The sequence below is a fragment of the uncultured Vagococcus sp. genome (genome assembly GCF_963518325.1).
Taxonomy (GTDB): Bacteria; Bacillota; Bacilli; order Lactobacillales; family Vagococcaceae; genus Vagococcus_D.
In genome coordinates this window covers 149,631-170,996 of sequence record NZ_CAUQJB010000001.1, presented here as the reverse complement: position 1 = coordinate 170,996, position 21,366 = coordinate 149,631, and the positions used below count along the sequence as shown (strand labels likewise).

At 39.2% G+C, this 21,366-nt stretch carries 20 protein-coding genes and 1 pseudogene; 19 read left to right on the top strand and 2 right to left on the bottom strand.

What is annotated here, in order from left to right; genetic code table 11:
* Positions 1-303: 303 nt before the first annotated feature.
* The 4 genes from der to RWN13_RS00770 all read left to right on the top strand — a co-directional run bounded on the left by der (position 304) and on the right by RWN13_RS00770 (position 4,212).
* Positions 304-1,614: a ribosome biogenesis GTPase Der gene (gene der / locus RWN13_RS00785; RefSeq protein ID WP_314059481.1), complete on the top strand. Its 1,311-nt coding sequence runs from the start codon at positions 304-306 to the stop codon at positions 1,612-1,614.
* 248 nt (positions 1,615-1,862) lie between these two features.
* Positions 1,863-2,138 carry an HU family DNA-binding protein gene (locus RWN13_RS00780; protein ID WP_209525764.1) on the top strand — a complete coding sequence of 92 codons (276 nt, stop codon included), beginning with the start codon at positions 1,863-1,865 and terminating at the stop codon, positions 2,136-2,138.
* Positions 2,139-2,399: 261 nt separating this feature from the next.
* Positions 2,400-3,647 carry a tetratricopeptide repeat protein gene (locus tag RWN13_RS00775; protein WP_314059480.1) on the top strand — a complete coding sequence of 416 codons (1,248 nt, stop codon included), beginning with the start codon at positions 2,400-2,402 and terminating at the stop codon, positions 3,645-3,647.
* Positions 3,648-3,681: 34 nt separating this feature from the next.
* Positions 3,682-4,212: a YpiB family protein gene (locus RWN13_RS00770; RefSeq protein ID WP_314059479.1), complete on the top strand. Its 531-nt coding sequence runs from the start codon at positions 3,682-3,684 to the stop codon at positions 4,210-4,212.
* A 39-nt stretch (positions 4,213-4,251) separates the two neighbouring features.
* Here the strand turns inward: RWN13_RS00770 and RWN13_RS00765 are convergent.
* A pseudogene (locus tag RWN13_RS00765) lies at positions 4,252-5,138 on the bottom strand (YitT family protein).
* Between the two features lie 194 nt (positions 5,139-5,332).
* Here RWN13_RS00765 and RWN13_RS00760 point away from each other — a divergent pair.
* From RWN13_RS00760 to RWN13_RS00705, 12 genes are all read left to right on the top strand, one after another.
* Positions 5,333-5,608, top strand: coding sequence for a hypothetical protein (locus RWN13_RS00760; protein WP_314059476.1), 276 nt, complete (start codon positions 5,333-5,335; stop codon positions 5,606-5,608).
* A 23-nt stretch (positions 5,609-5,631) separates the two neighbouring features.
* Complete coding sequence (dapB, locus tag RWN13_RS00755; RefSeq protein WP_314059474.1) at positions 5,632-6,423, top strand: 4-hydroxy-tetrahydrodipicolinate reductase; 792 nt, start codon at positions 5,632-5,634, stop codon at positions 6,421-6,423.
* Positions 6,420-7,634 (top strand): CCA tRNA nucleotidyltransferase, encoded by a 1,215-nt coding sequence (locus RWN13_RS00750; protein WP_314059473.1) that lies wholly within the window; start codon positions 6,420-6,422, stop codon positions 7,632-7,634. The genes dapB and RWN13_RS00750 overlap by 4 nt, the downstream gene beginning before the upstream one ends.
* Before the next feature lie 17 nt (positions 7,635-7,651).
* The gene (locus RWN13_RS00745) at positions 7,652-8,014 is read left to right on the top strand and encodes a thioesterase, FlK family (RefSeq protein WP_314059471.1); all 363 of its coding nucleotides are present in this window, start codon (positions 7,652-7,654) and stop codon (positions 8,012-8,014) included.
* A gap of 108 nt (positions 8,015-8,122) precedes the next feature.
* On the top strand, positions 8,123-8,581 hold the full coding sequence (locus RWN13_RS00740; protein ID WP_314059470.1) for a hypothetical protein: 459 nt from the start codon (positions 8,123-8,125) through the stop codon (positions 8,579-8,581).
* Positions 8,582-8,807: 226 nt separating this feature from the next.
* Entirely contained in the window at positions 8,808-10,679 is a 1,872-nt protein-coding gene (locus RWN13_RS00735) for an ABC-F family ATP-binding cassette domain-containing protein (RefSeq protein WP_314059467.1), read from the top strand.
* A 20-nt stretch (positions 10,680-10,699) separates the two neighbouring features.
* A complete protein-coding gene (locus RWN13_RS00730; RefSeq protein WP_314059466.1) occupies positions 10,700-11,647 on the top strand; it encodes a thymidylate synthase in 948 nt (315 codons plus the stop codon).
* A 29-nt stretch (positions 11,648-11,676) separates the two neighbouring features.
* The gene (locus tag RWN13_RS00725; protein ID WP_314059465.1) at positions 11,677-12,171 is read left to right on the top strand and encodes a dihydrofolate reductase; all 495 of its coding nucleotides are present in this window, start codon (positions 11,677-11,679) and stop codon (positions 12,169-12,171) included.
* A 283-nt stretch (positions 12,172-12,454) separates the two neighbouring features.
* Positions 12,455-14,323: an asparagine synthase (glutamine-hydrolyzing) gene (gene asnB, locus RWN13_RS00720; RefSeq protein ID WP_314059908.1), complete on the top strand. Its 1,869-nt coding sequence runs from the start codon at positions 12,455-12,457 to the stop codon at positions 14,321-14,323.
* A 241-nt stretch (positions 14,324-14,564) separates the two neighbouring features.
* Complete coding sequence (locus tag RWN13_RS00715; RefSeq protein WP_314059463.1) at positions 14,565-16,079, top strand: UDP-N-acetylmuramoyl-L-alanyl-D-glutamate--L-lysine ligase; 1,515 nt, start codon at positions 14,565-14,567, stop codon at positions 16,077-16,079.
* Between the two features lies 1 nt (position 16,080).
* A complete protein-coding gene (locus RWN13_RS00710; protein WP_314059461.1) occupies positions 16,081-17,325 on the top strand; it encodes a carboxylate--amine ligase in 1,245 nt (414 codons plus the stop codon).
* A gap of 2 nt (positions 17,326-17,327) precedes the next feature.
* Positions 17,328-18,038, top strand: a complete 711-nt coding sequence (locus RWN13_RS00705; RefSeq protein ID WP_314059460.1) for an amino acid racemase — start codon at positions 17,328-17,330, stop codon at positions 18,036-18,038.
* A gap of 56 nt (positions 18,039-18,094) precedes the next feature.
* Here RWN13_RS00705 and RWN13_RS00700 read toward each other — a convergent pair whose 3' ends face one another.
* Complete coding sequence (locus RWN13_RS00700) at positions 18,095-18,739, bottom strand: hemolysin III family protein (RefSeq protein WP_314059459.1); 645 nt, start codon at positions 18,737-18,739, stop codon at positions 18,095-18,097.
* A 131-nt stretch (positions 18,740-18,870) separates the two neighbouring features.
* On the opposite strand from RWN13_RS00700, the gene RWN13_RS00695 reads away from it, so the two are divergent.
* The 3 genes from RWN13_RS00695 (at position 18,871) to RWN13_RS00685 (ending at position 21,365) form a co-directional block, all read left to right on the top strand.
* A complete protein-coding gene (locus RWN13_RS00695) occupies positions 18,871-19,710 on the top strand; it encodes a DegV family protein (RefSeq protein WP_314059458.1) in 840 nt (279 codons plus the stop codon).
* 90 nt (positions 19,711-19,800) lie between these two features.
* Positions 19,801-20,673 (top strand): SGNH/GDSL hydrolase family protein, encoded by an 873-nt coding sequence (locus tag RWN13_RS00690; RefSeq protein ID WP_314059457.1) that lies wholly within the window; start codon positions 19,801-19,803, stop codon positions 20,671-20,673.
* Positions 20,674-20,681: 8 nt separating this feature from the next.
* On the top strand, positions 20,682-21,365 hold the full coding sequence (locus RWN13_RS00685) for a YpmS family protein (protein WP_314059455.1): 684 nt from the start codon (positions 20,682-20,684) through the stop codon (positions 21,363-21,365).
* The last annotated feature ends 1 nt before the right edge of the window (position 21,366 follow it).

Genomic DNA, 21,366 nt, shown 5'->3' with positions numbered 1-21,366 from the left:
ATCTAAGGAGCAAAACTAGTCGGTAATGAGTCTTAAAATTGAAGAAATAGAGCTATTTTAGTCTCGGAGATAGCTCGCTCTGTGAGGCTTTTCTCATTTTATGTGCGATAATACTTGTCTCAAGGCTTTTGATAAGGTAAACTACTAAAGAGCTTTGGAATTTAGAAGAAGGACCCATGACTTGCTGTCTATCCGTAGTAAGAGTGTAAGGTACCGGACACATAAGTACAAGGAAGTCCGTTTTTTTGACCGTTTAAGGTTGTTAGAGAACGGACCTAAATTAGTTAAAGGAGGGATTGTCAAGTGGCAAATCCAACAATTGCAATTGTCGGCCGACCAAATGTCGGCAAATCGACTATTTTTAACCGAATCGCTGGTGAACGTATCTCAATCGTTGAAGATACACCTGGAGTGACTCGTGACCGTCTATACGCCATTGGCGAATGGTTAGGTAGAGAATTTAGTATTATTGATACAGGGGGCATCGATTTAGGTGATGAACCGTTTATGGATCAAATTAAATATCAGGCAGAAATAGCTATTGAAGAAGCTGATGTTATTATTTTGTTAACCAGTGCTCGTGAGGGGATTACAGATGCAGATGAGTTAGTTGCTAGAATGTTGTACAAATCTGGTAAACCAATTATTTTAGCTGTAAACAAAGTTGATAATCCAGAGATGCGTGCAGATATTTTTGAGTTTTATTCATTAGGACTAGGCGACCCTTATCCTGTTTCAGGAAGCCATGGAATTGGTCTTGGAGATGTGCTTGACGAAGCTGTCAAGCATTTCTCAACTGAGATCGAAGAAGAAGATGACGGCATTATTAAGTTTAGTTTAATCGGTCGTCCTAACGTTGGAAAATCATCTATTATTAATGCGATGCTTGGTGAAGATCGTGTGATCGTCTCTGATATTGCTGGGACGACTCGTGATGCGATTGACACAGAATTTGTTTCAGAAAGCGGTCAACCATTTGTGATGATTGATACGGCAGGTATGCGCAAAAAAGGTAAGGTCTATGAAACAACTGAGAAATACAGTGTGATGCGTGCCATGCGTGCTATCGATCGTTCAGATGTGGTCTTAATGGTCATTAATGCTGAAGAAGGCATTCGTGAGTACGACAAACGGATTGCTGGCTTTGCTCATGAAGCAGGTCGCGGAATCGTGATTGTTGTCAATAAATGGGATGCCATTGAAAAAGAAACGAACACGATGAAGGAATTTGAAGAAGACATTCGCAAAGAGTTTAAATACTTGGATTATGCACCGATTATTTTTGTTTCGGCTAAAACAAAGCAACGATTAAGCCAAATTCCTGATTTGATTGAAAAAGTTAGCATGAATCAGAATTTACGTATACCATCATCCCTCTTAAATGATGTGATTATGGATGCTGTTGCCATCAATCCAACACCGACTGATAAAGGCAAACGATTGAAAATTTTCTATGCGACACAAGTTGCGGTAAAACCACCCACTTTTGTTATCTTTGTCAATGAAGAAGAATTGATGCATTTTTCATATTCACGCTTTTTAGAGAACCAAATTCGCAAGGCATTTACCTTCGAAGGTACACCTATTCATATAATCGCAAGACGCCGAAAATAGCAGAAAAACGGCATTTTAACATACTTGCTTTATTTCTGCAACGAATTTTGTATTTTAATGAGTTTTTTCGAATTTTTGATAAAAAAAACTCAAATCCCTTGATATATCGGCGTTCCTGTGATATCTTTGATAATGAAATATTGAGTAAGTCAATTTTTCAAATTATCATTTTTGGACCACTCAAAAATGATTAATAAGATGTCAATAATCAAAACATCTAATCTCTTATCAGGAGGTGAAAAACAAACATGGCAAATAAAGCAGAATTAATCGAAAAAGTTGCAGAAAAAACTAACTTGACTAAAAAAGACGCTACTGCATCAGTAGACGCAGTATTTTCTACAATCCAAGAATTTTTAGCTGAAGGTGAAAAAGTTCAATTGATCGGTTTTGGTAACTTTGAAGTGCGCGATCGTGCAGCACGTAAAGGTCGTAACCCACAAACTGGTAAAGAAATTGATATCCCTGCAAGCAAAGTACCTGCATTCAAACCAGGTAAAGCATTGAAAGATGCAGTTAAATAGTTTGTATCAATAAAGAACTCGTAAATCTTGATTTATCAAGGTTTGCGGTTCTTTTTTTTATCATAGAGTGGATTTGAAATTATTTTAATTGAGTAAGTAGTAGGCTGCTGCTTATTTTGTTTACTGATAGTTTTCATGCCTTTTTAGTGATTTTAATGACGGAATGGCTTATAATAGGTCAAAGAAGGTGAAACAATCCGTTAAGAGATTCACCTGTCTTTTGAGGATAATATCATCGGATGAAAAAGGGGAATAGTAGAAATGAATTCATACAGTGAACAAATGCTAGGGGCACTGAGCGACAATGATTTAGTTGAAGCACAATTAAAATTTGAGCAGGCCTTGCGCAGTGATGAGCCTGATGTCTTATCTCAGTTAGGGGAACAATTATTGGGGGCTGGTTTTCTGGAAGAAGCGGCTATCGTGTTTGAACAACTCTTGGAGACCTTTCCAGAGGAACTGGGGTTGAATATTCCTTTAGCTGAAATTGCGATTGAGAATGGTGAAATGGAAACGGCTTTTGACTTTTTAGAAAAAATTCCGAATGATCACCCGAGTTATGTTGAAAGCTTGCTAGTGACTGCCGATATGTATCAAATGATGGGAGTACCGGAAGTTAGTGAGAAGAAGATAAAAGAAGCTCAAAGTCTGATGCCTAATGAGCCAATTTTGATATTGGCGTTGGCGGAGCTATACTATGCCTCTGACAAGTTCGTTGAGGCGATTGCCATCTATGAGGAACTCTTAGCTAAAGATAAGAGGGAAAGCTTGGAAATCAACTTATACGAGCGTATAGGGTCGTCCTTGAGTATGATCGGTGAGTTTGAAGAAGCAATTCCTTATTTGGAACATGCTCTAGAAGATGAACAGACGGATCAACGTCTCTTCTTATTAGGGGTGACTTACATTCAATTAGGCGAGCGAGAGAAGGCGATTTCTCACTTGCAACAGTTGCAAGTGTTAAATCCGAGCTTTGAAGCCGTTTATCTGCCACTTGCCAGTGCCATGTTAGATGAAGATTTATTGACCGAAGCGGAATTGATTATGACCGAGGGGCTAAAACAAAATCCTTATGCCATTGATCTGTATCATTTAGCGTCAGATAATGCTTACCGTCTAGGGAAAATTGCGGAAGCGGAAGAATTTATGCGCAAAGCCGTTAACTTGGAAGAGGATAAGGAATTTTCTTTAATTAAGCTAAGTAATATTTTATTGGCAGATGAGCGCTTTGAAGAGGTGGTCGAAACACTGACTGGCTTGGAAAGCAGTAATCAACCTCATGCCAATTGGAGCTTAGCCCAAGCTTACAACGGATTGGAAGACTTTAAATTAGCGGCGGAAAATTATGACAAAGCGGCAGAGGGGTTGGCCCATGAGCCTGATTTCTTGAAGGATTACGGCTTGTTCTTGCGTGCTGAAGGTCGAATAGAAGAAGCTAGTCACATGTTAACTCATTATTTAGAGCATGTGCCAGGTGATATTGAAATTTATCATTTACTAGAAGAATAATGTGGTAGTAGAGAAGTGAGAAGGGGGAATTGTGATGAGCATCAGTGTGGATGAAAAAAAAGCCTTTATTGCTTGGTTAAATGATCATGTGGATTTTGGTCGCCGAGAAGTTTATTGGATTTTAAATTATTTGGTGAACCATGCCGCAATTTTGGCGAAAGTCACATTCGTCGAAAATGCCAATAAGACGCCACGAGGAGTTCGCATTTCGCAAGCTGGATCAGAGGTGGAAGGGTTAGAGCTATATTTAAATGGTCGGACCTTTACCGACTCGGAGCAAGTTTTTCATGAGTTGCGGATGAACTGGAAAAAAGAGTTGTTTATGGAAATTTCATTTGATCATTCATGGAATAGCCCTGAGTATTTAGCGGTCTTAGCGGACAATCCTTTTTATTCGTGGAATGATACGGTAGATTCCGAGGTCGAGCAATCGGTTTTGGAGGCCTTGGCAAAAGAGCAAAAATCCAATGAATTGATCGAATTGTATCATGAAATTGATCAGGCTTTGGAATCTGGTAATCAGGCTGAATTCCAACGATTAACAAGTAGTTTAAAAGAAAATTAACACAAAAGGACTGGGCCGTGGCTCAGTCCTTTTGACGTTTCAAACCAAAGTTAGGCTTTTTTTGCTTGAAGCAGGTGGGTCGCCAAAGCTAAAACCTTCCCTTAATACTTCTTGGACATTGATGATTGAGACAAAGGCACTGGGGTCAACGTCTTCGATTGAAAATTTGATCTCGGCAATTTCTTGGCTACTGACCACACAGTAGATGATGGTTTTACCAGCGGCGGAATAGACTCCCTCGCTTTTGATATAAGTCACCCCTCGTTCCATATGTGCCATAAGTTGAGTGGCAATGGCTAGGTGGTGGTCGGATACTATAAGCAGGCTCTTAGCTGAATAAGTACCTTTTTGAACGAAATCGACGACTCGATTAAAATAAAGGCAGCGATAAAGGCGCACATCATGTGAACGATGTCGATGTAAACAAGAGAGAGGGGCAAAACAATCACATCAAAGAGCAGCAAAGATTTTCCCATAGTCAAGCCTGATTTTTTTCCAGTATTCGAGCCATAATATCAGTGCCGCCTGTCGTTCCACCAACACGGTAAATCAGGCCACTGCCAAGTCCACCTGCGAAACCAGCTAGTAAAGCTGCTATCAACAAGTCGTTATCCACTGCAATATGTAGCAAAATCAGTTGCTATAACCAGAGGTTTTAAAGGAAGGGGAACGGTTCCAAAGATTGTGTAAATAAAGGGTCGTGAGCCTAATACTTTGCCACCTATTAAAATCAAGGGTATATTGATAAAAAGGATTGAATAGCGAGGTTAATATTGAGAAGGGCTTTAAGAATAAGAGTGACGCCAGTAATGCCTCTTTCAGCCAAGTTATTTTGTAAGTAACGGCGACGAGTCCAAAGGCATAAAAGCTGGTGCTAAAACGATTAACAATAAATCTCTGATTCTTGTCAATCGTTTCGTACTAATCACATTCTTTTACGTCTAGAATTCGTTAACTCGATAGTATCATTGGCCAATCTTTTAGAGAAGTTCTCTTTCTAATTTCGTGGATATTTGATAAGATAATAAGTGAGAAGCCGTTCTTGTGTCAGACCTGTCATCATATGTCTAGTTGATAGGTGAAACTGGCGAAAAGACCATCAGAAAAGAGGAAGTTAATCATGGAAAAACGAAGCCTTAAGGCAATGCGTGAGGAAATCGATAAACAACTAGTTGTGGAAGAAGTCAAAGCCACTTCGCCTTTTGCGAAACTACAGGCCTTAACGGAAAATATTGAAGAGATGACAGAAAGTTTTAGTCAGGGGATTGATACTATAGTCACAGCCGCAGATCAAGGTAGTGAAGTCAAACCAAGACGTTTAAGCGATATTTTGGCAAATGTTGAACAATCATCTGACCGTTTGGATGATGATTTAGCGAAAAAATTTAAAAATTAGGAATAAATGAGAGGACGGATAAGATGATTAAAATCGTCGTAGCGGGTTTTAAAGGGAAGATGGGGGCAACTGCCACTCAGATGGTGATTGACCGAGATAATTTTCAATTAGTAGGTGTTCTGGACCCTCATTCAAAGGAAAGCAATTTAAATGACATTCCACAATACAGTCAGGAAGATGTGCCTGTTTTTCAGACGAAAGAAGCGTTAATTGAGAAGGTTCAACCTGACGTGTGGATTGATTTTACAATTCCGGCCGTGGCATTTGAGAATACAAAATTTGCTTTAAAACGCAAAGTGGCACCAGTTGTAGGGACCACTGGCTTTTCTGAAGAAGAGGTCAAAACATTAATCGCTTTATCTCAACAACAACAAACAGGTGGCTTAATTGCGCCTAATTTCGCTGTTGGTGCGGTATTAATGATGGAATTCGCTCAAAAAGCGGCCAAGTATTTCCCTGATGTGGAAATCATGGAATTGCATCATGATAATAAATTAGATGCTCCAAGTGGAACGGCTATTAAAACAGCAGAAATGATTGCTGAAGTCAGAGAACCTAAAATCCAAGGAAACCCAGCCGAAGAAGAATTAATTCCTGGGGCCCGTGGCGCAGATTATCAAGGTATGAAGATTCATAGCGTTCGCCTACCAGGTTTGATTGCCCATCAACAAGTTCAGTTTGGAGGCTTAGGGGAGGGTTTGACGATTCGTCATGATTCTTACGATCGGAGTTCGTTTATGACCGGCGTTGCACTTGGGTGTGAAAAGGTTGTTGGATTGTCACAGTTAGTTTATGGGTTGGAAAATTTGTTATGAGGCTAGAGATACTACCAGTTGAGTTTCAGCGTGGGAAGCCACTGATTGAGGCCCTTGAAAAAGCGGGATTTGAAGCATATTTCGTTGGTGGAAGTGTGCGTGATGTCCTTTTGGGGAAAGAAATTCATGACGTGGACATTGCGACTAGCGCTTATCCAGAAGAGGTTAAACAAATTTTTAAGCGGACAGTGGATGTAGGGATTGAACATGGGACCGTTTTAGTGTTATTTGAAGAAGAACAGTATGAGATTACCACCTTTCGAACGGAGTCTACTTATCAGGATTATCGACGGCCAGATGAAGTGACCTTTGTTCGTAGCTTAGAGGAAGATTTGAAACGACGTGACTTTACAATTAATGCCTTAGCTATGAACTGCAAGGGAGAAATAGTTGATTTATTTCAAGGGATAGCTGATTTGGAGCAAGGACTGATTAAAGCTGTTGGCGATGCCTCTGAACGGTTTAATGAAGATGCCTTGCGAATGATGCGTGCCTTACGCTTTGCTAGTCAGCTGGGATTTGATATAGAGAGGCAGACCTTTGAAGCAATTATGGAACATCATTGTCTACTGGAGAAAATCTCAATTGAGCGGATTCAGATTGAATTTGTCAAATTAATGTTAGGCAACTACCGTCAAAAAGGGCTTCAGCCTTTTCAATTGAGCGGGTGTTATCATTATTGCCCTGGATTTCCCCATAAAGAAAAGGAGCTAGCGGCATTGATTGCATTGCCAGCTCAAAGGATGACCAGTGAGGCGATGGTTTGGTTGGTTACCTTGTTTTGTTTGGAAATTTCAGAAAAAGATTGGCGAGGATTGTTAAGTCAATGGAAGTTATCAAATAACCTGATAAAATTAGTGACCAGTTCCTTGAGAGGATTGACTCATCGGTTACATCTGCCTTGGACAGCAGAATGGTTGTATGAACTAGGGGCTGAAAAACTGATCTTAATCGAAAACAGCTTGGTTTATTTTGGTCAATTGCCAAAAGTAGAAGCGACGATCCAAGCTTATGAAGCCCTGACCATTCACTCCATTCAAGAGTTGGCCGTCAATGGACAGGATTTATTAGCTGCCACTGATCGTCAACCTGGGCCATGGGTTGGGCAACTTTTAGCAGAAATGGAACAGGCTGTGATTAATAACCGGCTAGAAAATAATCAAATACAGTTATTAGCCTATGTCAAAGAGGCTTTGGCCGATAAAAGATGATCCAAAGGAGGAATCAGGTGACTTATCTTGAAAAGGACTATTTAGTTAAGCCGGAACATTCTGCAGATACCTTGAATTCTGGGGAATTGGCTGTCTTGGCAACACCTGCTGTCGTTGCTTTTGCTGAAAATACCTGTCAAACCTTAGCCAAAGGATTATTGACAAGTGGTCAGACCACTGTGGGGACTTATATTCAGATTACTCATTTAAAAGCTTCTAAAATTGGTGGTTCTGTTAGGGTTAAGGTGCAATTAAATGAACAAACTAATGGTAGCCTAACCTATGAGTTTGAAGTTTTTGAAAAAGAAGTTTGCTTAGCCAAGGGAAGTCATAAACGAGCAATCGTTGATATTGAGCGTTTTATGAGTAGATTGAGGTAATAGAAAGAATTTGTGAAACTTTTAACGAAAAACAGTTGAAAAATAATAAGTTTGTGATATAATGAACTTATAAATAAATAATGGTTTTAACGAAAGGGAGAACACACAATGACTAAACAAATGACAGGCTTTAGATTCTATTTCAGAAACAGCGAAACTTGGACTATCCAACGCGAACATATTGGCGATCTATGGATTAAACATATTACCACTAGCTTTGGTCGGATTAATGGCAGTGACTTCCAAAAAATCAATCCTTGCGAAGGGTTTAAAATTGAAATTTTCGAAGAAGCGGATCATGTTAAAACGGATGATATTAACCAAGGTGGTCTTGAACTAGGTATGTTCGAACGTGCGTTAAAATACCAGGATATTGAAAAAATGGTCATTATCTTTGATGATGGTAAGGAAGACTTAGTTTACTTCCCTTACTTGGATAAAGGCACTCCTGGTCAAGAAGGATTGGACAATCAATATCAAACAACAAAAATTTCAAAAGATAAACATCTGTATATTGTTATCGATCCTGAGAAGACAGTGGATGATTTGTATGGAGATAAATTCTAAATAGACATCAGGGGCAACCAGAAATGGTTGTTCTTTTTTTGTTTTGGCAAATCGATAGGTTCCAAAATGGTGGTTTGCAATCACTTGTTGGTTTAATGGTTGCGACTGAATGGAGTGACCTTATAACTTTATTACAGTGGAGTGGTGATTTGGCTAACCATTTCTTGTGTCGGATTTCGTTATCTGTTAAAATGAATTGGATATAGAAAGAGTAGGTGTGTAACAAATGAAGGAACTTCGTATCGATCATTTAACGAAAACATATGGCGAAAAGACGCTTTTTACGGATATTTCTTTTTTGATTCATACAAAAGATAAAGTAGGGCTAATTGGCGTCAACGGGACCGGAAAAACCAGTCTTCTTAATATATTAGCTGATAAGGATGGCATGGACCAAGGTGAGGTAAAAAAACCGCATGACTACCATATTAGTTATTTGTCTCAAGACTCAACTTTGGATGAAAACTTAACGGTGGCTGAAGCTGTTTTTGAAGGTGATTCACCGTTATTACAGGCAGTCAGAAAATATGAAGTGGCTTTGGTGAATTTAGCGGCTGACGGCACTAGTGAGGCTTACCAGCGTGATTATGCAAAAGCAGAAGAAGTGATGAACAAAGAAGATGCTTGGCTAGCTGATACCAATGCCAAAACTATTTTACAGCAACTGGGTATTAGTGAGATTGGTAAAAAAGTCGGTGACCTATCGGGTGGTCAAAAGAAACGAGTGGGGTTGGCTCAAGTTTTAATTCAAGAACCTGATCTACTGCTTTTAGATGAACCGACTAACCATCTTGACTATCAGGCTATCGAATGGTTGGAGTCTTATTTAGCACAGTACAAAGGCGCTTTGGTGATGGTCACCCATGATCGTTATTTCCTGGATAAGGTAACCAATCGAATCTTTGAATTGTCTTTTGGGAAACTTCATGAATATAAAGGGAATTACCAAGCGTATTTATTAGCTAAATCGGAGCGCCAAGAAACAGAACGAGCTCAAGAGCATAAGCAAAATCAACTGTACAAACAAGAATTAGCTTGGATGCGTGCAGGGGTTAAAGCGCGGGGAACTAAGCAACAGGCGCGGATTGATCGCTTTCAAGAGTTAAAAGGCAATTTAAATCAAGTCGGGCAACAGGACGAAATCGATATCTCCCTAGGCAGTCAACGGTTAGGTAAAAAAGTACTGATTGTAGAACACGGTGAGTACGCGATTGAAAATAAACAGCTGTTAAAAGATTTTAACTTACTTGTGCAATCTCGTGATCGAATTGGGATTACAGGGAGAAATGGGGCAGGAAAGTCCACCTTATTAAATATTTTAGCTGGACGTTTAGAGTTAGATGCCGGTATCTATGAGATTGGTGAAACAGTCCGTTTAGCCTATTACACTCAGGAGAATGAAAATTTAGATCTCAATAAGCGGATGATTCAGTACCTCCAAGAAGCGGCAGAACTGGTGAAACAAGCGGACGGAACTGTGATTAGTATTGCGGATATGTTGGAGCGTTTCTTATTTCCACGCTCAAGTCATGGCACGATTATTGGTAAATTGTCTGGTGGGGAAAAGCGCCGTCTCTTTTTATTGAAATTATTGATTGCTCAACCTAATGTTTTGCTTCTAGATGAGCCAACTAATGACTTAGATATTGATACACTAACCGTTCTAGAAGACTATTTGGAACAGTTCAGTGGTGCCGTTATTGCGGTCAGTCATGACCGTTATTTCCTGGATAAAACGGTTGAAAAGTTGCTTGTTTTCCAAGGTAATGGTAAAATCATTGAGTATTTCGGAAGCATGTCTGATTATTTGTCTGAAAGTAAGCAGGAAGACAAGGAACTTAAGGTAACAGCTAAAGTGGCGACAAGACCGACGGATGCTGTTAAGACTAAGCTGACTTACGGAGAGCAGAAAGAGTGGGAAACGATTGAAGCGGATATCGAGGCGCTGGAAGTTAAATTAAGCTCATTAGCGGAAGAAATGAACCATCAAGGCAGTGATTTTACAGCCTTGCAGAACTTGCAAGATGAGGTCACTCGCACAGAACAGTTGTTAGAAGAAAAAATCAATCGATGGGATTATCTTGGCGAATTCGCCTAAAGTATAGGAGGATAGACTATATGGAACAAGCATACTTAGATCTTGGTCAAATGATTTTGGCAGAGGGGTTCGAGAAATCGGATCGAACAGGGACTGGAACAAAAAGTGTTTTTGGTCATCAAATGCGCTTTGATTTGAGTCAGGGATTTCCACTTTTAACCACTAAACGAGTGCCTTTTGGCTTGATTAAAAGTGAGTTACTGTGGTTCTTAAAAGGAGATACGAATATTCGTTACCTGCTGCAGCATAATAATCACATTTGGGATGAATGGGCATTTGAGCGCTATGTTAAAAGCCAAGCATATACTGGACCGGATATGACTGATTTTGGTCGCCGAGCAGTGACAGATGAGTCTTTTAACGAAGTCTATCAAGTCGAGTTAAACCAGTTTTGTCAACAAATTTTGGAGGATGAGGCATTTGCCGCAGAATTTGGCGAGCTAGGCAATATTTATGGTTCACAATGGCGTCATTGGCAAACACGAAATGGTGAAACGATTGATCAAATCAGTGATGTTATCGAGATGATTAAAACCAATCCAGATTCTAGACGTTTAATCGTGTCAGCCTGGAATCCAGAAGATGTGCCAAGTATGGCCTTGCCACCTTGCCATACGATGTTCCAATTTTACGTAGCAGATGGTAGGTTAAGTTGTCAATTGTATCAGCGCAGTGCCGATGTCTTTTTAGGAGTGCCCTTTAATATTGCTAGTTATGCTCTGTTGACGCACTTAATCGCTCATGAAACGGGTCTTGAGGTTGGTGATTTTGTTCATACCTTAGGTGACGCTCATCTCTATAGCAATCATATTGACCAGATGGAGACACAGTTAGGGCGTGAGTCACGTCCGTTTCCAACCTTAGTTTTGAATCAGGAAAAAACATCAGTTTTTGATTTTGATGTGGAAGATATAAAAGTGGAGGGGTATGACCCCCATCCATCAATAAAAGCACCAATTGCTGTTTAGTTGGGGAATTTTTTAGGAGGATTTTGAATATGTTAGCTGCGATATGGGCGCAAGACGAAAATGGGTTGATCGGAAAAGATGATAAATTACCTTGGCATTTGCCAAATGATTTAGCCTTTTTTAAGAGTACAACCGAAAACAATACGATTGTTATGGGGAGAACGACTTTTGAGGGGATGGGCAAAAGACCATTACCCAATCGTCGGACAATTGTATTAACAAATAACCGTCATTATCAGGCAGAAGGTGTAGCAGTGATGCATTCCCTTCAAGAGGTTTTGGATTATGCGGAGACCTTTGAGGGCATTACCTTTATTACGGGTGGAGCAAGCGTCTATCAGGAATTTCTGCCAAGTTGTACGGTTTTATATCGAACAGTTATTCACGAGAGTTTTGAGGGAGACACTTATTTTCCACCGGTTAATTGGGAAGAGTGGACGATGATTAACATCAGTGAAGGCTTGGTCGATGATAAAAATATCTTCAAACATTCATTTGAAACGTATCAACGAAAAGCAAATTAAAAAAACATCAGTGTTAATGTCCCATTAGCGCTGATGTTTTTTAGAGCGTCTTATCATTAGCAATTAGGACTGTTGTTCATAAAAGCGATGAGAGGGAAAGCTCTGTGTCGCTGTTCTTAAAATAGGTTATGTAAACATCTATGAAAGTTAAAGAAAACTTATTAAACAGGGCGATTGAAGCCGAAAATAAAATATGTTATACTCCTAGGAGAGTATTTCAAGGATGAATGAAGAAATGACTGACCTGAAAAGGTTAATTTTGGATAGAGATAGGAAGATGGCTATGTGTGGTATTGTCGGTTTTGTCAATACAAAGGGAAACAAGCAAGAAATTATTGAGAACATGATGGATACCATTGTCCATCGCGGTCCTAATAGTTCTGGTGAATTTATAGATGATCAAGTCGCTTTGGGGTTTCGCCGCCTAAGTATTATTGATTTAGAAGGCGGTTCTCAACCGATTTTTAACGAAGATGAAACTAAGGTTATTATTTTCAATGGGGAAATTTATAATTTCCAAGAGATTAAAGATGACTTATTAGCAAAAGGGCATATTTTCCGAACGAAGGCCGATACGGAAGTGATTTTACATGGTTATGAAGAATATGGCGTGGATATTGTCAAACAGTTACGAGGAATGTTTACATTCGCTATTTGGGATCGTGAAACAAAGGAATTATTTGGTGCTCGTGACCATTTTGGCATCAAACCTTATTATTTTGCTGAAATGAATGATACCTTTATGTTTGGTTCTGAGATTAAGAGTTTCTTGGTTCACCCAGACTTTAATAAAGCATTAAACAAAGAAGCGCTAAAACCCTATATGACATTTCAATATTCTGCTTTAGAGGAAACGTTCTTTAAAGATGTTTATCGAATTCCAGAAGGTCATTATTATACCTATAAAAATAATACGTTAACCATTGAAAAATATTGGGATGCCAATTTCCAAGAAAAAGAAATGACGCTGGAAGAGACTGTCGACATGATTGATGACGCAGTTAAAGAATCTGTTGAGGCTCATTCGATTGGCGAAGTTAAAGTAGGCGCCTTTCTATCTAGTGGCGTTGATTCCAGTTATGTGGCATCGGTTTTACGACCAGACAATACATTCTCCATTGGGTTTGGCGACAAATCTTATAATGAGTCTCACGAAGCCAAACGTTTAACAGACAAAATTGGTTTAAACAATACGTCTAAAGTGGTGACAGGAGATGAAGCTTTTGATTATTTCCCAACGATTCAATATTACTTGGATGAGCCTGATTCAAACCCGTCTTGTGTGCCTCTGTATTTCTTAGCTCAGATGGCCAGTGAAGATGTAACGGTTGTTTTATCTGGTGAAGGTGCGGATGAATTGTTTGCCGGTTATCAAAATTATGGGTTTAACACTCGTTCAAGACCTGTTCGTGTGTTTGCTGAGGTTTTAAAAAAGTTACCTAAAAAAGCTCGTTATTCAATCGCCCGTACAATCAAAAAGGCGCCCAATTTTAAAGGAAGCATGCACTTATACACGTCATTGGCTCCTGCAGAAGATTTTTTTATTGGCCAAGCGAAAGTTTTTGAAGAGCAGGAAGCAGATGAATTGCTACAACCTGGCTTCCGTAAAAGTGAAAGTATAAAAGAGATTGTTGACCGTCAATACAAAAAAGTCAAAGACTTATCTGAAGTGAAAAAAATGCAGTATTTGGATATTCACCAATGGATGCCGAAAGATATTCTGTTGAAAGCTGATAAGTTGAGCATGGCTCATTCAATTGAATTGCGAGTGCCATTATTAGATATTCGGATGATGGAAGTGGCTGAACAGGTCCCGACTAAATATTTATTGAATGAAGAAAATACAAAATTTGCTTTTCGTAAAGCGGCTAATCGCCATCTGCCAGATGAGTGGGCAGATCGTGAGAAACTAGGATTTCCAGTGCCAATTAAAGACTGGTTACGCACTGACAAATATTATCAGCATGTAAGAGACATTTTCTCTCAAAACTTTGTTGCTGAGTTTTTTGATCAAGATAAAATTTTGGCGATGTTAGACGGAAACTTCAAGCAGGAAAACGATGATCGTCGCAAAATTTGGACCATTTTTACATTCTTGACCTGGTATAAAATTTTCTTTATTGACGAAGCAAAACCAGTTGCACCTCAATAAGGCCGGAGTGGTACGGTCAACGCCTTATGATGACAGTAAAAAGACAGGCTGGGACTATGTCTCGGCCTTTTCTTTTCGGATAGATTAACTTTGAGCCCCTAAGTTATAATTGACTAATTTAATTCAAAATAGATGCTATCTACTCTTATATGTTATTTTCGTGAGAGATGGCACTTCATTTCCAAAATATCAGATGGCTATGCTATAATCAATAAGTACGAGAGGAGACAGTGAGCATCTTATGCTATCTTTAGAGACTTTAACGCAAGTATTAGTAGAACATGATTTATTAAAAGAATTTATTTACCAAGACAGCTGGTACTATCATGCACCAGAACCTGTTGCTTCTCTCACTATCGGTCATATCACTTATGACTCTAGAACTATCCAAGAAGGGTCACTTTTCTTTTGTAAGGGAATCGGCTTTAAACAATCATACTTAGAGCAAGCTATTTTAGCTGGTGCTTTTTTCTATGTGTCAGAAACGGTTTATGATCTTGAACACCATGGGCTAGGGATTATTGTAACAGATATCAAAAAGGCGATGGCTGTTATCAGCATGGCGTTTTATGGATACCCGCAAGAAGAGTTAAAGATTATCGCTTATACGGGAACCAAGGGAAAAACAACGGCTTCTTATTTTTGTAAGTACATCATGGAGATTGCGACAAAAGAGAAGACGGCGCTATTTTCAACTATGGAGACGATTTTAGATGGGAAAAACGGAACGAAATCGTTGCTAACTACGCCGGAATCCTTGGATTTATATCGTATGATGCGGCAAGCTGTTACGAATGGGATGAGTCATTTAATTATGGAAGTGTCTTCTCAAGCCTATAAAACTAGCCGAGTTTACGGATTGAACTTTGACGTTGGTGTCTTTTTGAATATCTCACCAGATCATATTGGGGCAATTGAGCATCCGGATTTTGACGATTATTTTTATTGCAAACGGCAGTTATTGCGCCATTCAAACCAGTTGATTCTTAATCGAGATTCTGATTACTTTGAGATGTTAAGGACGATCGGCCAAGAGTCCACTAATCAAATTGTGACATACGGTCAAGCTGAGATTGATGCAGACTATTGTTTTCAGCCTCTTGGAGGCGGTGAGTTTGAAGTAAGGAGTAAAAATGATTCCTTAGGTATTAATGGGACTTACGGTATTAATCTCTTAGGTGATTTTAATCAGGGGAACGCTCTTAGTGCCATTTTGGCAACCTCTTTAGTTGGTGCTAATCGAGAGGCTATTCACACGGGCTTATCAAAAGCTAGAGTAGCGGGGCGAATGGAAAAATTGGTAACAGGGAAAGGGACAAGTGTTTATGTGGATTATGCCCATAATTACTTAAGCCTGCAAACTTTGTTGTCTTTTGTTAAGCTTGAACATCCCGAAGGTCAATTGTATGTCGTAATCGGCAGTACAGGTGGCAAAGGAGTGTCAAGGCGCAAAGATTTTGGTCGTGTGCTCTCAGATTTAGCAGATGTGGCTGTTTTAACCACAGATGACCCAGGTGATGAAAACCCTGAAATGATTATTGCTGATATTACCGAGGCGCTAGGTGATCATGTGGTGAGAAAAACGATTTTAGATCGTAAAGAAGCGATTAGCTACGCCTTGAATAATGCAAAAGGTGAAGATGTGGTAGTATTAGCAGGCAAAGGAAATGACTTATACCAGATAATTAAGGGTGAGCGTATTCCTTATGAGGGAGATTTAAAAATTACAGAAACGTTAATAGGAAGTGGGTATTAAAATGCAACAAAGCACTCAATCAGAATTTCAACCAATACTTTTAGGTAGTGATATCAATGTATACGGCATGGCGCGCTCATTTTATGAGGAGTATGGAATTGTCTCGGAAGCCCATGCGTCGGATCAATTAGCGCCTACTAATTACAGTAAAATTGTGAACGTGAGCGTTCATCATGAATTTGATACGGATCCCGTGTTTATTGACACGATGCGTAAGTTGGTGAAGGAACGGACGGATATGACTAAGAAGTATTTATTGATTGCCTGTGGGGATGGGTATGCAGAATTAGTATCAACTCATAAAAAAGAACTGTCTGAACATTTTATTTGTCCTTATATTGATATTGAGTTATTTCAGCGGTTAATGAATAAAGTTAGTTTTTATGAAGTTTGCGAAGAGTTTAATTTACCTTATCCTAAAACCTTGATTATCACGAAAGAAATGGCGGCAGAAAAAACTTCTATCAGCTTGCCTTTTAATTTTCCAGTTGCCTTAAAACCTGCCAATAGTGTGGAGTATTTAAGTGCTCAATTTGAAGGTCGTAAAAAAGCATTTACCATCAAAAATCAACAGGAATTTGATTTGATTCTCGGTCGAATTTATCAAGCGGGTTATTCTTCTGAAATGATTTGTCAAGATTTTATTCCCGGTGATGACGATAATATGCGAGTACTAAATGCCTATGTCGATGAAGCGTCGAATGTTAGAATGATGTGCTTGGGCCACCCGTTGTTGGAAGACCCGACCCCTGCATCGATTGGTAACTATGTGACAATTTTACCAGATTATAATGAAAAAATTTACAGTACAATTAAGTCATTTTTGGAAAGAATTAACTATACAGGATTTGCTAACTTTGATATGAAATATGACCCACGGGATGGGGAGTACAAATTATTTGAAATTAATCTGCGTCAGGGAAGAAGTAGCTTTTACGTTACTTTAAATGGCTACAATCTGGCTCGTTATGTGACGGAAGATCGTGTTTTTGGAAAACCATTTACAGAGACAATTTTAGGTAAAGGTGATATGCTCTGGATGGGTATTCCGGAGAAAATCTTTAAAACCTATGTGAAGGACAGCCCTGATAAAGCGAAAGCCATTCAGATGCTTCGAGATGGCAAGTCTGGTACAACAGTCTTCTATAAAGAAGACGGGAGCTTAAAGCGCAAATTATTGATGCATTATATGTTTTATAACTATCACAAGCGATTTAAACAATACTTTAAAGAAAATAAGGGATAATTATGAAAAACTTTTTTACCATTTTAGGTGGTATGGGGACCTTGGCTACGGAAAGTTTTGTGCGAGTGTTAAACAGTCGAACACCAGCTCACACGGATCAGGATTACTTGAATTATATCTTGGTTAATCATGCGAGTGTACCGGATCGAACCGCCTATATCTTGGACTCAACCTTAGCAAGCCCGGTGGCGGCCTTAACAGAAGATTTAAAGCAACAGACGACCCTTAATCCGCATTTTTTTGTGTTGACCTGTAATACGGCGCACACTTTTTATGAGGAGCTTCAAGCTCAAACATCGATACCAATCTTGCATATGCCAAGAATTGCGGCTGAGAAAGTTAAAGAGCGTTTTTCTGGAGAAGCTAAAATAAGAGTGGCTTTGCTAGCGACTCAGGGGACTGTAAATTCAGGTGTCTATGGCAAAGAATTCAGTGATGAGTTGTTTGAAGTGGTATATCCGAGTCAGACTATTCAAGACGATGTGATGAATCTGATTTATCGAGATGTTAAGGAGAGCCAGTTTTTGAATAAGGAACTCTATCTGGCCATCTTGGATACTATGATCAACCAGGAGAAATGTGACGTGGTGGTGCTAGGATGTACCGAATTGTCCTTAATGCAAGAGGTGACGATGAATGAAGGTTACCCGGTGGTGGACGCCCAGTCAGAATTAGTCGACAAGACGATTGCTTTAGCCTTAGCTCAACGTTAAAAAAGACATCAACTCTCACCATGAGAATTGATGTCTTTTTTATTAGGTATGCTAAATTATGTGTAAAGTAAAATTGAGAAGTACATCAACCCAGCTCCCAGCATGACGAAGAGGTGCCAAACAACATGCATAAATCTAACGTTTTTCATGCTGTAAAAAATGGCGCCGACGGTATATGATACGCCACCAAGAACTAAGAGCCCAGTGCCAATAGGTCCCAAACCTTCATAGAGTGGTTTGACAGCAGTCAGGCAGAGCCAGCCCATGATGATGTATATGATGACGGCTGAATTCCCTTTTTTCGCCAGCCAAATTGACTTGTAAACGACGCCTAATAACGCCATTAACCAAATGACCACAAAAAGTGTCCATCCTAACCAGCCTTTAATAGTTAACAGGCAGAAAGGGGTGTAGCTCCCAGCAATCAACAAGTAGATGGAGCTGTGGTCAAAGACTTGAAAGACTTTTTTTGCTTTTGTGAAAATTAAACTGTGGAAAAGCGTTGAAGCAAGAAAAAGTAAGATCAAGGTTGCACCATAAATGGCGTAAGCCACAACGTGGGTAGGAGAGCCAAGTCTCGCACCTTTCACCAAGAGAATAACTAGCCCAGCGATACTCAAACCGACACCAATACCATGGGTTACCGCGTTTAATACTTCATTGACGATTAAGTATTTCTTTGAAAACATAGTCTGTTCCATTATTATCCACCTTTTTTAACGACGTAATGAGTGAAAATCATTAGTTAATCTGTTATACTTAACTAGTACGATATCTCTCTGGTATCTATTCTACACGAATAATTTCTTTTTTTAAAGGATGGAGTATAAATATGTCAAAAGTAAAAATAGTCACTGATTCATCTTGTAACATGGAGCCGGGGATGGCTGAAAAATTGAATATCGAAATTGTCTCACTTTCAGTGATGATTGACGGTGTTATCTACAATGATTCAGACTTATCGGGCAGTCAGTTTATGACGATGATGGAGAATGCCAAGGCTTTACCTAAAACCAGCCAGCCACCGATAGGTGAGTTTGTTGAACTTTACGATAAGCTTGGTGCAGACGGTAGTGCAATCATCTCAATTCATATGACAGAATTAATTAGCGGCACGGTCAATACGGCCCAACAAGCTGCAACTTTATCAAAAAGTGATGTTACCGTGATTGATAGTACCTTTACTGACCAGGGGTTAGCCTTTCAAGTAATTGAAGCGGCTGAAATGGCTCAAGAAGGAAAATCGAAAGAAGAGATTATCGCAAAAGTCAAAGAAGTCAAAGCTAACAGTTTGTTATACATCGGAGTGGCCTCTCTAGATAATCTAGTTAAAGGCGGACGTATCAGCCGTGCAACTGGAGTGATTGGCAATATATTTAATATTCGGGTGATTATGCAATTACTGGATTCAGAGTTGGTTACGCTGACTAAGGGTCGAGGGGCTAAAGCCTTCTATAAGTGGTTTGATGAGTTAAAAGTAGAACTGGCAAAAATGACGAATGTTAAAAAGATTGCGATTACTCATGCTGATGGTATTGAAACGGCTGAACGTTTTAAAGAGGGGCTGCAAGAAATGTTTCCTAATATGCATATCCCTGTTTTGGATGCTTCGTCAATTATTGCAACTCATACTGGCAAGGGTGCTTTCGCTGTTATGTTGTACACTGAGTAATTATCAATAACAGATCACGTTGCTGGTCTGTTTTTTTTAACCATTATTTGAGCAAAGACTATTCAAAATGAGGTAGGTAGGAGAACAACTATGAAACTAATACATAAATATAGTTATAGCCTGGGATTGGTCATCCTAGCCTGTGTCATCGGATTTGTCGCGTTGGCGGCGGTTATTCCTAAGGCTAAACCGATGTTCAGTGAGTCGAGTCCTACGGAAAAGGCCAAAGAAAAACAGTTACTTAATTTTGTTGCCATTGGCGATTCATTGACTGAAGGTGTCGGAGACACCACTAAGGCCGGTGGTTATGTGCCACTGTTAAAGCAAGGGATTAGCGAAGAAACGGGGATTGACGCAATTCATTCTGATAATTTCGGTAAGGCAGGTGACCGAAGCGATCAAATACTGAAACGAATTAAGAAAAATGAAGACATTCAAAAAGGCTTGAAAAATGCTGATTTTATTACTTTGACCGTTGGTGGTAACGATTTGATGAAAGTTATCAAGTCAGAATTTATGAACGATATTTCTTACGAAACCTTTGATAAGCCTCTTGAAGAATTCAAAAAGCAACTGAGTTTATTAATTGCTGAAATTCGCAGCTACAACTCTAAAGCACCTATTTACCTGATGGGAATCTATAACCCCTTTTACTTAAGTTTTCAAGAAGTCAGCGAGATGCAAGACATTGTTACCTTGTGGAACGATGGGGCTAAAGAGGCTATTAGAGACGAGAAGCGAGTTTACTTCATTCCTATTAACGATTCGCTTTACAAGGGCTTAAATGGCGAAATAGGGATTGGCAAGACGACAGACTCATCAACCAGTTCAGCAGAAGCGACAATGAATAACTTGATTTCAGAAGTGGACAATTTCCACCCCAATAATCTAGGGTACCAAATTATGGCAAATGCTTTTAAAGATAAGATGTTTGAAACTAAAAAAGACTGGCTAGAAAAGTAGGGATACCAATGAAAAAAGATAAAATAAACAAGCAGGATGACGTTGACCTAGTGAAGGCAACTTCAACTGAAAATGGCTTCAAAAAATTATTGAAAAATCCATGGAAAATGGCTTTTTTAGTATTAATTGGTTTATTGATAGGGGCAACGGTTTTTTTAGTTAGTCGCATGATGACTGCAAGAGAATCAACATATAAACCCGCAGAAGAATCTGTTAGCAATGAACAAGACGCTACTTTTCAAGTTCAGTTAAAAAAACACCAGGTCAATCAGATTATCAGTTACTACTTGAATGATTTTTTAAAGGACTCGGGAGTTCAATATGATTTTTATCTGGAAGATCGCGCCTTACTGAATGGAACATTTAAAGTTTTAGGTTATGATATGCAATTTTATCTCTACTTTGATCCATACGTGACCGAAGAGGGGAATATCCAATTAAAGGCCACCAGCATTTCGATTGGCAGTTTGCCGTTACCAATTAGTGAAATTATGAAATATGTGGCAAAGGACTTTGATGTCCCTAAATGGGTGGAAGTATTACCTAAAGAACAAACCATCGTCTTACATTTAGATGAGTTTAAATTGCAAAATGGGATGTTTGTTAAAGCAGAGAAAATCAATTTAATTGATGATGACATCCGTTTTAATGTATACTTGCCAATAGACAGTAACCAAACTAAAAAGAAATAGG